The 14,559-nt window shown below is 56.8% G+C and carries 6 protein-coding genes; 5 read left to right on the forward strand and 1 reads right to left on the reverse strand.

Annotated elements, in window-relative coordinates; genetic code table 11:
* The first annotated feature begins 58 nt into the window (after positions 1-58).
* From BTJ49_RS15440 to BTJ49_RS04880, 3 genes are all read left to right on the forward strand, one after another.
* On the forward strand, positions 59-250 hold the full coding sequence (locus BTJ49_RS15440) for a hypothetical protein (RefSeq protein ID WP_146742271.1): 192 nt from the start codon (positions 59-61) through the stop codon (positions 248-250).
* Positions 251-1,297: 1,047 nt separating this feature from the next.
* Positions 1,298-2,113 (forward strand): hypothetical protein, encoded by an 816-nt coding sequence (locus BTJ49_RS15445; RefSeq protein WP_146742272.1) that lies wholly within the window; start codon positions 1,298-1,300, stop codon positions 2,111-2,113.
* Between the two features lie 71 nt (positions 2,114-2,184).
* Entirely contained in the window at positions 2,185-11,196 is a 9,012-nt protein-coding gene (locus BTJ49_RS04880; protein WP_113064244.1) for a calcium-binding protein, read from the forward strand.
* A gap of 136 nt (positions 11,197-11,332) precedes the next feature.
* On the opposite strand, the gene BTJ49_RS04885 is transcribed toward BTJ49_RS04880, so the two are convergent.
* Positions 11,333-11,824 carry a DUF1203 domain-containing protein gene (locus tag BTJ49_RS04885; RefSeq protein ID WP_113064245.1) on the reverse strand — a complete coding sequence of 164 codons (492 nt, stop codon included), beginning with the start codon at positions 11,822-11,824 and terminating at the stop codon, positions 11,333-11,335.
* Between the two features lie 187 nt (positions 11,825-12,011).
* Between BTJ49_RS04885 and BTJ49_RS04890 the strand changes: the two genes are divergently transcribed.
* Both BTJ49_RS04890 and BTJ49_RS04895 read left to right on the forward strand, forming a co-directional pair.
* Entirely contained in the window at positions 12,012-13,277 is a 1,266-nt protein-coding gene (locus BTJ49_RS04890; protein WP_113064246.1) for a diguanylate cyclase, read from the forward strand.
* An 8-nt stretch (positions 13,278-13,285) separates the two neighbouring features.
* Positions 13,286-14,545: an MFS transporter gene (locus BTJ49_RS04895; RefSeq protein WP_113064247.1), complete on the forward strand. Its 1,260-nt coding sequence runs from the start codon at positions 13,286-13,288 to the stop codon at positions 14,543-14,545.
* Positions 14,546-14,559 lie beyond the last annotated feature (14 nt).

Consider the following 14,559-nt stretch of genomic DNA (forward strand, 5'->3'; position numbering starts at 1 on the left):
CTTCATTTTTCCTGTGTCACCCGAACTGCATTCAATCTTTCCGAATCAAGGATTGCTCATGTCAAACCCCAATACATCGACGCCTGAGAATTTCTTCTTTGTCGAGGTTTCTGCGGTTGTCGCCAAATTGTTCAAGGACCGAAATGGCGAAATGCAAAGTAAAAACGGTGACAGGGGCACTTACGATTGTTTGAATTATTCAGGAAAAAGTGTACCTGCCACCATTCTTCGAGCAGTGGAGAAGGTGTGATGAAAAAAATTAACTTATACAGGTGGATTAAAGTCGTAATTCCTGTGCTTTTTGGAGTGATATTTTTTTCGTATCTTCTGTCAAAATTTGTAGTTTACTATAATGTTTTCTATGGATTTTGTCCAAATATTGATCGGAAGCTCCGGCCCGAGGAGCGTGTACGTTCGGCGGTCCGATACATGCTACGTATATATCCGCCAGATAAAAATCTAACCATCAGTATTGGCGGGAGGCGAGTTACCGGCGCTGCAATCGTCAGGCGGGAGTCTCTTTATAACGGGGTTGATGATTTTCTTAATAAGAATAAGAGTTGTTGTTTGGTTGTTAAGCGCGATCCAGAGCTAGGTGCACCTGGATTTATGTTAAAGGTAACTGGATCGGTGCATGATTTCGTGCGGATTAATTATACGGTGTTTTATGATGTTGGTGGGCGGAGGGTGGCTAAGTTGTACACTAAATATGTCCCCATGAGTGTTTGTGGAAAGGTCGCTGAATTATATTGAAGTTTCTGGCAATGTGTTGTTGGTTGAGTGTTGGTGAATTTAAATTAAGGATTTAACAAACTGAAGGAGCATGCGCCATGTTGGGAAAATTTAATCTAAACGAATCGTTTTCGTCTAAAGGTTTCGAGAAATTCCAAAGCGAGGGGGTGGGGGTGCTGCCAACAGAATTTTTGAACATGACTTCAAAGCAGTTTAAAGCAAAACGGTGACAGGGACACTTACGGTCGTTTGAATTGTTCAGGAAAAAGTGCACCTGTCACCGTTGTTCTTATTGCAAGAAGACAGTGGAGTGGCAATACGCAAGCAGGCGTCACGCACTGCGAGGGACTATTCCTCCATGGAAGGAGTCCGTCAGTACGTAAGAATCATGGCGACTGTTTTGAATGCTCGGGGGCGTTCTGCAAAAGTGACTTGTGCGGGGCAAGTATCACATCAGATGCGTTGCGGCGAGGGCATGAGGTGACCCTGATGCTTTTCCAAACATGGAAATTCGCGCCTGCGGGAGCCATGTTATCGACTATCGACGCGGGTAAGGAGATCGCAGGTGAGCGTTAACGCATCCATCAAACAAGGGCTGTGTGTGTCCGTTGGCTATTCACGCACCGCCAAGTGGATTTCAATTTTATCGATGATCGCTTTCATCGTATTCACTTGTGGAATCCATACCGCAATCGCCAAAGAATCCAATATCGACTTCTCGAAGAGTCAATATTTCCTTGCGTTGGACCAATGTCCGCACCCTGAGCCGGGGTGGGTGTACGTAAAAATTGCCGGTGTCGATTTACGAATGCCGTACGATTCGTCGATCGGTCTGTGGGGTTACAAGTACCGTACCCAGGTCGGAGGTAAGGGTACGGAAGGGTGTCGAGGTCATCCTGTGCCATTGCAAACCCTTTTTCTTTATCCGTATCGTGATCGGTTACTGGCCGATTGGCCAGCGTCAGCGCGTAATGGCCTAAAGGGGTTTGATTTATATGACTCCATACTGCCGCGTTGGCCGCAAGCCAATTCGGAGAAGTCATTGTCCGAGATGCGGTCAGAACACCAGTGCCATGACATTGGAAATGGGTTGTATCGGTGCGCGGTTTCTCCAGTTACACCAACTACACCCCTTGCCTTTGCGGTTTCTCAGTTGATATACAAAACGCCTGATAAGCATGTCTTCACTGTTAATTGCGGTGCGCTCGCTGGCCCCCCCGGTGGGGGTATTTATAATTATGAATGTGGCGTCGCCTACTCGTTATCTCCGCGGTTGATCTTGGAGTACAAATTCGATCGTAGAAAAGTAAATATTAAAGACATAGTTGAGTTGGATCATTCTCTGCGTAAGTCTGTGCGATTATTTATTCTTAAGGATTGAGTGAAGTTAGTTTGTGATACATCAGTTTGTTCGAATATTATCTTCTTTCCACAACGTTTAGGGAGTGCAAAATGACTACATACGATAGAAAGCATGGTGGAATCACGTTGACTTCAGATCAACTTGATCAGTTGGATTCGTTATACAACACTCAATTTAATATTTATAAAAAAGAAGGGCATAGAGATGATATCGGCTTGGGTGCTCCCCTCTATGACATGATTTTTAATTTCATCAGTGATGATTCTACCGAGACGCATAGATGGATCGATGGAGAGGGCGTGTCTCATGAGGAGGAAATTCCAATTAAAGTGCCTAAACCCAGTGTGGACGTTGCTGTATGGACATGGATTAAAGGAGCGGCCAAGGTAAATAGCGCAGATGGTTTTTATGCAGACTTTATACGCGATTATACGTCTGAGCAGTATGAGATGCGTGGCGGTTTAGGTGATGCGGATTCTCTAAATCAGATTGCATCAAACAATATTGCGTTCAATTTAGTTCAGGATATTGTTTCACATGGTGGTGAGCTGCCTGGTATATCAGGGCTGGGGGCAATTGATGCAGGGGCGGCAGCTAGCAAGGTTTTTAATGATCTGCCTGGAGGGGTGGGGCCTGATTATGCGCCGTGGGCCGGTACGTTGCTTTTCCCGTATTTTGGGTTTGATAATTTTTTTAAGGATTTGATTCTTAGTAGCGAAGAGGTCGTAGCTACACTTCCAGATAATAGTACGGAGACGCTTAAGCATGCGAAGGGGACCTATGATTTAGTCGCCGCCATTGCGGCTGGTCGGAAGGCCAGCGTAAGTGCGGGGGGGAATAATGTGCTGCAGGCATTACAGAATATCGATGGTCCTGTCGACGCCCTGGATACAAATCAAACGGACTTGATCGATCAAGCCAATCAATTTTTTTGGGGCTTCTATGGACTCAGTTCGGATTCGCCATTCAATCCTGGTGACGATCTAACTTTTAATAATCTAGGCTCAATCGTTGGCGAGAGCTATATTCTCGGCAAATACACAGATGATGATGATATTGAAGGGGGGCGATTTGACGACGTGATCAACGCCGGAACTGGAGACGACACGATAGTCGGGTCACTGGGCGAAGACCTTGTTGATGGGGCTGGTGGGGTAGACACGGTTTCGTATTTGTCGTTCGAAAATACTATGAACGTGGTTCTCGATGCCGATCTTCAGCAGAACGATGGTGGTTTTACATATCGCATCGATGTTTTGAGTCAGGAATGGGATCCTCTTCTAGCAGTAACGTCGCCATCATTGGACTTGTTGTACGGTGTTGAGAGAGTGAAGCTCGGCACGGGAGACGACACGCTGACTATCGACAACCTTGATAGTGAGAAGTTATCAGGGCTGGAATGGATTGATCTGGGCTTTAACAAGAGTGTGGAGGGCGATGTATTGGATTTGAGCGGCATGAGCGGAGGCGTCTTGGTTGCGAAGGCGGGTGATCATGCGGTTACGGTTTCAAATATGGCTGGCAGTGGTTCCATTGAAGTGCGCGGGTCGGAAACGATCAAGGGAACTGACTATGCCGACCAAATTTCTGGGGGCGGTGAGAGCAACTTTCTTTTTGGTGGTTCAGGCAACGACACCATCGATGGTGGCGGTGGCAATGATCACCTGAACGGTGGGGCCGGATATGACGAATATGTTTTTACGCAGAATGATTTTGGTAGCGGTGCGATATATGACCTTATCAATGATGAAGATGGCTCAGGCTGTATAAAATTTGATGGCAAAATTCTGGGTCAGGATGAAAGTTTTTCCTCACTCGCGGCTACGGGTGCGACAGAATGGGATACTCAGGACGGCGTATTTCACCTCTCATGGCAAAAAGATGCTGGTTCGTTGCTCATACAGCACAATGATTCCGGTTCCAAGATTGTTGTAGAAAATTGGAGCGATGGCGATTTGGGCATCGAGATTCCGGATGCTAATGAAACGACACCGCCGCAATCGGGCCTGCTGACAAGCGGCGATGACTTGTTTGGTCACGATGGGGACAATGCGGGAGATGACTACATTGAAGCCCTGGCCGGTAACGATGGTATCTCGGCCGGCGGCGGTGACGATGTCATCGATGCTGGTGAGGGGAATGATCTGATTCGCGGCGGCAGTGGTGACGATCGCTTGTTGGGTGGCCTTGGGAACGATGTCATCACTGATGATTCTGAGTTTGTGGATTTCGAGGATTGGAGTGATGTCGTTGGCACTGATGGTCAGAGTCAACGAGAACGAGAAGAGGCAAATATCGCGGCACTTGGCTCAGCAGTAATAGCGAAGGGTAAGGGCTGGTATGTGTATGTCACCGAAGATGGTGACAATAAAACCTATACCACAGTTACGGCTAATGGAATCCAGGCTCTGGACCCTGATCAAGCCCCGAGTGGAGAAGATTACATTGATGGCGGTGATGGGGATGATGTTATTTGGTCAGGGGAAGGCGCTGACACAGTCCATGGAGGCGATGGGGCCGATTATGTGGATGGTGGTGCAGACAACGATTTGATTTATGGTGGTGCGGGTGCAGATCTAATTTGGGGGGATAGTTCAGCGGACTTGATTGCAAGTGGAGATCCCACGTCGAGAGTGTCTGCGCAAGCGAAGAAGAACGGTAACGACATTATCTATGCTGGCGATGACGACGATACGGTAGCAGGTGCCGGCGGTAACGATGTGATTGATGGCGGTGCCGGAGATGACATGCTGCACGGTAATGGAAATCCAGAGCCTATAGATAATGATGACCCGGATTCTGATTATATTGATGGGGGTATTGGTAACGATACAATCATCGGAGATGACGGCAACGATATTCTTCATGGCGGTGCCGACGATGATGTGATTTCGGGTGATAACTCGGATTCAGATACCCAAAATGGCAGCGACGTCCTTTATGGCGATGCTGGCAACGATGCGATGGATGGTGGTGGTGCTGACGACGTGCTCTATGGCGGAGAAGGCAATGATTCCATGTTTGGCGACAGCGACCAGATTGAAGAATCTCGCCATGGAAACGATGTTCTCTTTGGTGACGCTGGCATGGATACGCTCGTGGGTGGCGGCGGAGACGATACCCTTTTAGGGGGCGATGGGGATGATGTCATCAGAGGAGACAATAGTGAGGATCTTCTCTCGGAGCAGTATCAAGGGGCGGATTATCTAGACGGAGGCGATGGCAATGACACGCTTTCCGGCGATGATGGCAATGACACGCTTTCCGGCGGGGCCGGGGAAGATCAGCTTTTCGGCGGCAAGGGAGATGACATCCTCGATGGCGGAAGTGATGACGATCAGCTGGTTGGTAACGATGGTAACGATACGTTGCGAGCAGGTGATGGTAGCGACAGCCTATGGGGGATGTCCGGGGATGATGTGCTTAGTGGAGAAGTCGGCGATGACCTAATTGTCGGCGACGAAAGCGACCCTGAAGCGGGTCAGCCTGGGAACGACACGCTGTACGGCGGCGCAGGCAAGGATACAATTCTGGGTGGCGCTGGTGATGATGCGCTGTTCGGGAGCGACGATGCCGACCAACTAAATGGCAACGATGGTGCAGACACACTGGATGGCGGGGCCGATGACGACAAGCTTTGGGGTGGGGGCGGCAACGACAGTTTGACTGGCGGACTCGGAGATGACTATCTCGAAGGTGACGATGCTGCAGTGGATGCAAGTGAGCACGGCAACGACACCTTGGACGGGGGGGATGGCAACGACACCATCTACGGTCAAGGGGGTGATGACATCCTTTACGGTGGTGCTGGCAACGATTATGTGAGTGGTGGCGCCGGTGCAAACCAACTGTTTGGTGGAGAAGGAAGCGATCTTATTTTTGGTGGCGACAATGACGATGAACTCACTGGTGGTGTTGGTAATGACACGCTGGTAGGTGGGCTTGGCATAAACACTTTTGTCGTTGCTGCAAATGATGGAAATGACGCCATCGTCGCGCCCGGCACCTCACTCCCGACCGGGACGGTGCTTGGTGGCGTGCTCAAGCTGGAGGGCGGGCTGGGTCCCGACGACATTAGCTTGTCGCGCAGCAACGAAAATCTGACGGTCACGTATGAGGGCGGTTCCGTCGCCATCCAGAACTTCTTCTTGCAATACGACCCGGACGCGAATAGCGGCGGCAGCTATTTCAACTTCTCTCCGGTGACGAGCCTCGCCTTCGATGATGGCACCCATTGGACGTTGGCCGACGTGAAGAATGCGTTGATCCAGCCCACCAGCGGCGATGATCTCATCACGGGCTTTGACAGCCATGAGGTCATTCACGGCGGCGACGGCAACGACACCATTCAAGCCATGGGCGGCGCCGATGACTTGTATGGAGATGCCGGAGACGATCAGCTGGACGGTGGAGCGGGTGTCGATCATTTGCTGGGTGGCACCGGCAACGATGTGCTGCACGGCGGCCTGGATGCGGATCATCTGGAAGGCGAGAACGGCAACGATTCCTTGTACGGGGATGCCGGTGACGATGTTCTCGATGGCGGTCTGGGGGATGATTACCTCGAAGGAGGCACCGGCAACGATGTCTACGTCTTCGCTCGCGGAGACGGTCAAGACACGATCAGCAATCAAGACGACACGGTCAATCGCGTAGATAAGCTGGAGTTTGCTGACGGGATTGATGTTGCGGACGTCACGGCTACGCGAGTGGATGACGACCTGGTGCTGCAGGTCGCCGACAGCGGCGGCACTGTGACCGTACAAAATTACTTTCTGGACGATGCCGAGGGTGCCTGGCGACTTGATGCCGTGACCTTTGCCGACGGGACGTCATGGGATGTATCCACGGTGAAGTCGTTGGTGCTGAACCCGACGGATGGTGATGATCTGTTGCGGGGCTATGCTGGTGACGATGTGATTTCCGGCGACCTGGGCAACGACACATTGTTGGGCGGGGCGGGGAACGATCAGCTCGACGGAGGCCTTGGCGGCGACTCGCTTGACGGCGGTGACGGCAACGATACGTTGGCGGGTGGTGACGGAGACGACCTCCTCCAGGGTAGTGCCGGCAACGACAGTCTGACGGGCGGCATCGGCGTCGATACGTTGCAGGGAGGTCAGGATGACGATGTGCTGTCCGGTGGTGCGGGCGATGACGAGCTCGAGGGCGGCCAGGGCGATGATCGTTACGTCTTTGCATCTGGCGATGGCACGGACACCATCGTCGACGTGGATGGGCTCAGCACGCTGACGCTCGATGGCGTGGCGAACAGTGATGTGCAGATGCGGCGCGATGGAACCACGTTGGTGGTCCACTATGACGGCAACGCCGGAGACGAAATCCGCCTGGACGGCTTCTTCGATGCCACGACAGGCGAGGCCCTCCTTGCACTCCGTATCGAAGGCGATACGACCTGGGATCTGAGCAAACAGGATGTGGACACTCAGGTCATGCAGGGTGCGCCTGGCGACGACGTTATTTACGGCAATGATCTGGGTAACTCCATCCAGGCATTGGATGGTCAGGACACGGTGTACGCGGGAGCAGGCGACGACATCGTTGACGGTGGCGCTGGGGATGACGTGCTTCACGGCGACGATGGTGCGGACTCGCTTGCGGGTGGTGTCGGCAACGACGATCTTCGCGGCGATGAGGGAGACGATTCGCTGCAGGGTGGTGAGGGAGCGGATCAACTCAACGGCGGGAACGGCGCCGATGCGCTGTACGGAGATGCGGGCGATGACACGCTCGATGGCGGTGCCGGCGCGGATTCGATGCAGGGTGGAGCGGGCAACGACACGTATGTCGTCGATGATGTCGGCGATGTTGTGGTCGAGAACGCAGCCGAAGGCATCGACACGATCCAGAGTTCGGTCAGCTACACCTTGCCCGATCAGGTCGAGAACATTGCGCTGACGGGTATGGGCGACATCGATGCAACGGGCAACGCGCTGGACAACCAGCTGACGGGCAACGACGGCGTCAATCAGCTTCAAGGATTGGGTGGTGATGACGTGCTTTCCGGTCAGGGCGACAACGATGTGCTCGAAGGCGGAGCTGGTAACGATACGCTCGATGGAGGCGCGGGCGCAGATACGATGTCCGGCAACGCGGGCGATGATACGTACATCGTGGATAACGCCAACGATGTCATCGTCGAGCAGGCCGGTGAAGGCTTCGACGGGGTCGAGACGACGAGCGATTACACCCTTTCCGACCATATCGAAAAGCTGACCCTGGTCGAGGGCAGCGCCGCGCATGACGGTGTCGGCAACAGCGATGACAACACGATTGTGGGCAACTCCGCATCCAACATGCTGGATGGCGGAGAAGGGGCCGATACGTTGACTGGCGGCCTGGGCGACGACACCTATGTCGTCGACAACGTCAATGACGACGTGGTCGAGAACGCAGGAGAAGGTACTGATACGGTCAAGGCCAGCATCGATTACGCGCTGGCGAGCACGCTGGAAAACCTCACCCTGCTGGGGACTGCCGACCTGAACGGTACGGGCAATGACAAGGACAATGTGCTTGTCGGCAACGGCGGTAGCAACCGTCTGGATGGTGGTCTGGGCGCAGACTCCATGAGTGGCGGTCAGGGTGATGACTACTATGTCGTCGATTCAAGCGGCGATCTGGTATTCGAGCAGGCCGGAGGAGGCCACGACACGGTCGAGCGGCACTACGAGACCAACCTCGTGCTTGCCGATAACATCGAGGATCTGTATCTGGCTGACGGCATCGAGACCGGAAACGGCAATGCGCTGGACAACCATGTCACGGGCAATGTTGCCGCCAATTCCCTGGCGGGCCTCGACGGCGACGATGTGCTGGAAGGACTGGCCGGAGACGACGTTCTGTTCGGCAACAACGGCAATGACCGGCTTGATGGTGGAAGTGGCGACGACTACCTGGATGGCGGTGCCGGTGTCGATACCCTGGCGGGTGGTACCGACAATGACGTTTACATCGTCGACAATGCCAACGACGTGGTCATCGAGAACGCGGATGAAGGTACGGACCAGGTGCAGGCAAGTGCTTCGTATGTGCTCTCGGGCAACGTGGAGAATCTGCTGCTGATGAACGGAAGCAGCAATCTCGATGGTACGGGCAATGCGCTGGACAATTACCTCGGGGGCAATGATGGAGACAATGTACTCCAGGGGATGGATGGTGCCGACACACTGGCTGCCGGCAAAGGCAACGATGTGCTCGTCGGCGGAGCCGGTGACGACAAGTACGTCATCGATGCCAGTTCGGGTAGCAACCTCATCGACAATACGGGTGGTGGCTTCGACGGCGTATTTTTCGGTGACGGCATCACGAGCGATCGCTTGAGCTTTGCCCGAGATGGCGATGATCTGCTGATTTACGTGGATGACGCCACCGATCCTGCGGTCCGCGTGCAAAATCATTTCCTGGGTGGCGATGCAGCCATCGACTACGTACAGCCCGACGGCGGAAATTACCTCACAACGGCTCAGATCAATCAGATTGTGGCCGCCAACGATACGGGTGGGCAGTACGACCAGGTTGTGGAGGGCACAGCGGCAGGTGAACAGTTGACCGGCAGTTCCGGTAATGATCTTGTCGAGGGGATGGGCGGTGACGACACCGTGTTCGGTTTTGCCGGTGACGATGTGCTGCAGGGCGGCGACGGCAACGATTATCTCGCCGGTGGAAATGGCAGCGGCACGAGTTCGGGGAATGATCGTCTTGAGGGTGGCGACGGCAACGACACGCTAGTCGGCGAAGACGGCAACGACACCATGATCGGCGGTCTTGGCGACGATCAGTACGTCTACGGTGGCGGTCAGGATGTCATCGACACGTCCGACGGCGGCAACGACGGCATCTTCTTCAACGACGGCATCACCGCCGGCGATCTGGCCTTCAGCCGTGACGGCGACGATCTAGTGATCACCGTCGGTGGCGATGCCTCCAGCACTGTACGCGTCACCGACCACTTCCTGGGCGGTGATGCCGCGATCGACTACGTGCAGCCGGCCAGCGGTTCGCTGCTGGATACCGCGGCGATCAATGCCCTGGTCGACGGCGGCAGCAGCGGCGGAAGCGGCGGCGGTACCTCGGGCGAGACCGGCAACGATGCCGACTACGGCAACGTGGTCGACGGCACCTCGGCCGGCGAGCAGCTGCTTGGCAGCGGAGGTCGCGACCTCATCCACGGCCTGGGCGGTAACGACACCATCTTCGGTTTCGGCGGCGACGACAAATTCGAAGGCGGCGATGGTGACGACCAGCTTTATGGCGGAAATGGTTCGTTCAGTGGCTCCGGCGACGATATTCTGATTGGCGGCAATGGTGCCGACCAGCTGGTCGGCGAAGACGGGTCGGATATGCTCATCGGTGGCGCGGGTGACGACAAGTACGTGTGGCAGACCGGCTCGGGCAGCGACACGATCGACAATACGGGAGGTGGCACCGATTGGCTGTTCTTCAGCGATATCGACCGTACTCGCCTGGGTTTCCACCAGGATGGTGATGACCTGGTCATCATGGTTGATGACGACAGCAGTCAGAGCGTGCGGGTAAAGAACTATTTCCAGGGCGGGGATTACGTGATCAGCTACGTACAGCCCAGCGACGGATACGCTATTCCTTCTTCCGACATCGACGGCATGCTCACGCCGATGCCTTCTGCATCTGCCAGTACGACAACTGCCACTCTGAGTGGGGAACCCCAGATCGCTTCTTCCGGCGAAGGCGTCCAGGTTTCGCCTGACATGCTGGGGATGGCTTCCGGCGGTACGAAAAACGTGCACACTCATGCGGGAAGTATTCCGAGTTCAGGCGGAATCTCTCCCTTGGACGTCGGAGAGGAAGGGGCAAGTACGCTTGATTCTCATTGGCTTGGCAAGAATTACCATCTTCAAGCGAGTGCGGATCATTTTGCTCCGGATGCCGGAACCGATCTCCAGATTCATCGGCTGATCCAGGCCATGTCCGACTTCGATGGTGGCTCGGGTGGCGAAATGGGTCTGATGGAGCACGAGAGGCCGGAGGACGCGCCTTTCGCGATGGGCGGGCGACTGTGCAAGATGGAGTTCATGGAACACAGTCACGACATCCTGTAGCCAACGCGACACGGTCCGTGGACAAGAACCCACCCCAGCGGCATAGACGTTGGGGTGGGTTTTTTTTTAATCAGCTGTTTGGTCATGTTCCTGTGACTCGAGATTCCCTGGAGGCATCAGGGGCACGCGATACGAGTCACTGATGCGATCCAGCATATTGCGCACGGTCGGCCTGACACGAAAAGCATCCATGTCGGGCATTGTGCAGGTGCATGTACGCGGCGCGTGGGTGGGTGAAGGCGTGCGTGATGCCCGCAGCCACTTCCGGACCCTCCAGGACATGCGCGTCGATCATTCGGTGCGCGGTGTCGTACACGCGCAGCGAGATCGTCCGACGCGTGACATAGGGCGGCACCTCGCCGGGCACCAGGATGCGCTGCTGTGCGTGACGCCGGATGAAGATGGGGCCCGAGGAACGGTAGGGCGAGGCTTCGGGAAGATGCACGAACGGCAGCAGCAGCAATTCGTCGCCGATGGCCGCATCCTCCAGACTGACGCGGCACGGATAACCGGAGTCGTCATCCGCGAACACGCGAACCATGTTTCTGCGCGCCAACTCGGCATCGGACAGTGTGAAAAGCGGGATGAACGGCGAGGCATCAAGGCCGGTGAGACGAAACGAGGCCATGGCATGTCTCCATTGAAGGGGGCGACAAGCATGGCGGTGATGTGTGTCGTCGACGCGCCGTTTCCGGCCATGGCATAGGGACCTGCGCGGAGTACGCTGCTGACAGACCGAGCTGCGGTTATCATCGGTCCGTGCGCACGGCGTAAGCGTGTGCAGTCATGATGAAAACAGGAGTTCGGCACAGACGATGAGACTGGGACGTCAGTTGCGGAAATGGTCGGTCGGTCAGCGGGTGGCGATGATTGTCGCGCTGCTGCTGTTGCCGATGGCGGTGCTGAGCGCGGTCAGCATGGTCGTGCTCAACGAGCAGGAGATGGCCTTTCGCGAATCGGTCGAGGAGTCCGTGCACACGCTGCTGCCGTTGACCACTCTGGAGCATTACCTGCAGCGCGCGCTGGTCGATGAATTGCTGGCCGAATCGAATCAGTCCGCACCGGATTTTTCCGGCCTGACCGACAGCATCGACAAGAGCTTCTCCGGTTTGCGCGTCGGCGCGGACAAGCAGGATCTTCCGCTCGCCGTGATGGACGATGCGCAGCATGCCTGGATGCAGGCGCGTCCGGCCGTACGGCGCCTTGTCGAGCAGGTGCGCACCACGCGCGGCAGCCTTCCGCAGGACGGCCTGGCGCATACGCGCGAGGAGCTGGAGCGCGCCATTCACGACGTATCCACGGCACGCCAGCACTTGTCGTTCGTGATCGAAGCACGGTACACGCGCGCCGCGGCGCAGCGCCACCGCCAGTTGTGGTGGCTGGTCTGGGGTTGGGTGCTGACGCTGACGGCAGCGATCGCGCTGGCCGGCGCCTTCCTGTATTCGCTGTTGCGCCCGATACGGCAGCTGGTCGGCGCGTCGCGCGAGATCGGTGCCGGTCGAACCGGCGTGCGCGTGCCGGTGGAGGGACAGGACGAGCTGGCCGCACTGGCCACCTGTTTCAACGAGATGGCGGAGACTTGGGAAGTCACGCGGCAATCCCTGGTCACCGAGGCCGCGGAGGATCCGCTGACCGGCGCGCTCAATCGGCGCGCGGTGCTGGCGCTGCTGGAGACCGAGCTGGAATCCTGTCTGCGTACGCAGCAGCCGTTGAGTCTGTTCGTGCTCGACCTGGATCACTTCAAGGCCATCAACGACCGCTTCGGCCATACTGCCGGCGATCGCGCACTGCGTTGGGTCGTGGAAAAGGTGCGGGGGCTGCTGCGCGAAGGCGATCATCTGGGCCGCTACGGCGGCGACGAATTCATCGCGGTGCTGCCGCGCACCGGCAAGAAACAGGCCGAGGTGATCGCGCGTCGCATCGTGCAGGCCGTTCACGATGTGGCCGCGCGCGAGCCTTCCTATCCCGGCGTCAGCGCCGGTGTCGCGGCCGCGCCGGAAGACGGTCGCACTGCGACGGCGCTGATCGAAGTCGCAGACGCGGCGCTGTACACCCATAAAGCGCGTCATCGCGCACGTTAGGATTCCGCATGACTATGTCCCGTTCGTGGTCGCCCGCCACGGCTGCCTGGATCGCATTCGCGATCGCCGCATTGTTCTTTCTTTTCGAATTCGTGGTGCGCATCGAACCGAGTCTGGCGACGGGGGCGATCGAGCGCTTCTACAGTCTGTCGGATGCGCGTTTCGGCACTCTGGCCAGTCTGTTCTTCTGGATCTACGCGCCGATGCAGATCGTGGTGGGCCTGCTGCTGGACCGCTACGGCGCGCGCCGTTTCGTGCTGCTGGGCAGCGCGCTCTGCGCGAGCGGCGTGCTGGTGTTCGCGCTGACCGCGCAGCCGTGGGTCGGTGGCGCGGGCCGGGTGCTGATGGGGTTCGGCGCGTCGTTCGCCTTCGTCTCGGCGCTTTGGCTGGTCAACCACTGGTTCGCGCCGGAACGCTTCGCACTGCTGTCGGGCAGCGTCAACGCGATCGGCATGCTGGGCACGGCAATCGGCGGTGTTGCCCTGTCTGGGCTGATCGATCACGTGGGCTGGCGCGTCGTGTTCATTGCCACTGCATGTGGCGGCTTCGTGATCTTTCTGCTGGCCGCACTGTTCCTGCGCGAGCCTGCGTCGCCGGCATCCGGGCCGAAGGCGTCCGGTGCGGCCGCCCATGTACGCGACAGCCTGCGGGCCGTGTTCGGCGACGCGCGGACCTGGGGCATCGCCGTGGTCGGACTGCTGTACTACATGCCGGTGAACGTCTACGGCGGGCTGTGGGGCGTGACTGAACTGGTCCGCGACCGCGGACTGACTCCGGTGCACGCTGAGACTGTGGTGTCGACGATCTTCTGGGGCATCGCCTGCGGCAGCATCGCCGGTGGCTGGCTCTCCGACCGGCTCGGCCATCGCAAGTATCTGGTGTTTGTCGGGGCGGTGCTGACCGGAGCGGCCTATGCCGGAGCGCTCTATCTGCCTGCGCTGACCGAGTGGCAACTGGGCGCGCTGCTGTTCGCCGGCGGTTTCTTCGGTGGCCTGCAGATGCTGACCTTCGTGATGGCCAAGGAGGGGCAGGACAACCGCCGCGTCGGCACCGTGGTCGCCTTCGTCAACATGATCGGCATCGGTGGCGCGCTGATTTTCCAGCCGCTGGTCGGTGATCTGGAGAGCCTGGCCGGTGGTGACCTGCGGATGGCGCTGCTGACGGTCCCGGCATGTGTCGTACTGGCCGCGGTGATCGTGCTGTTCGTGCCCGAATACCGCCACCCAGCGCACCAGCCGGGCGCGCCGCGTCCGGCGCGGCACGGGTGACGCGTTCCGCCCGC

The sequence above is a fragment of the Oleiagrimonas sp. MCCC 1A03011 genome, from assembly GCF_003267965.1.
Taxonomy (GTDB): Bacteria; Pseudomonadota; Gammaproteobacteria; order Xanthomonadales; family Rhodanobacteraceae; genus Oleiagrimonas; species Oleiagrimonas citrea.

Coding starts and splice junctions, on each gene's coding strand:
- BTJ49_RS04885 (WP_113064245.1), bottom strand. CDS start 11,824: ATGGCCTCGTTTCGTCTCACCGGCCTTGATGCCTCGCCGTTCATCCCG.
- BTJ49_RS04895 (WP_113064247.1), top strand. CDS start 13,286: ATGACTATGTCCCGTTCGTGGTCGCCCGCCACGGCTGCCTGGATCGCA.
- BTJ49_RS04880 (WP_113064244.1), top strand. CDS start 2,185: ATGACTACATACGATAGAAAGCATGGTGGAATCACGTTGACTTCAGAT.
- BTJ49_RS04890 (WP_113064246.1), top strand. CDS start 12,012: ATGAGACTGGGACGTCAGTTGCGGAAATGGTCGGTCGGTCAGCGGGTG.
- BTJ49_RS15440 (WP_146742271.1), top strand. CDS start 59: ATGTCAAACCCCAATACATCGACGCCTGAGAATTTCTTCTTTGTCGAG.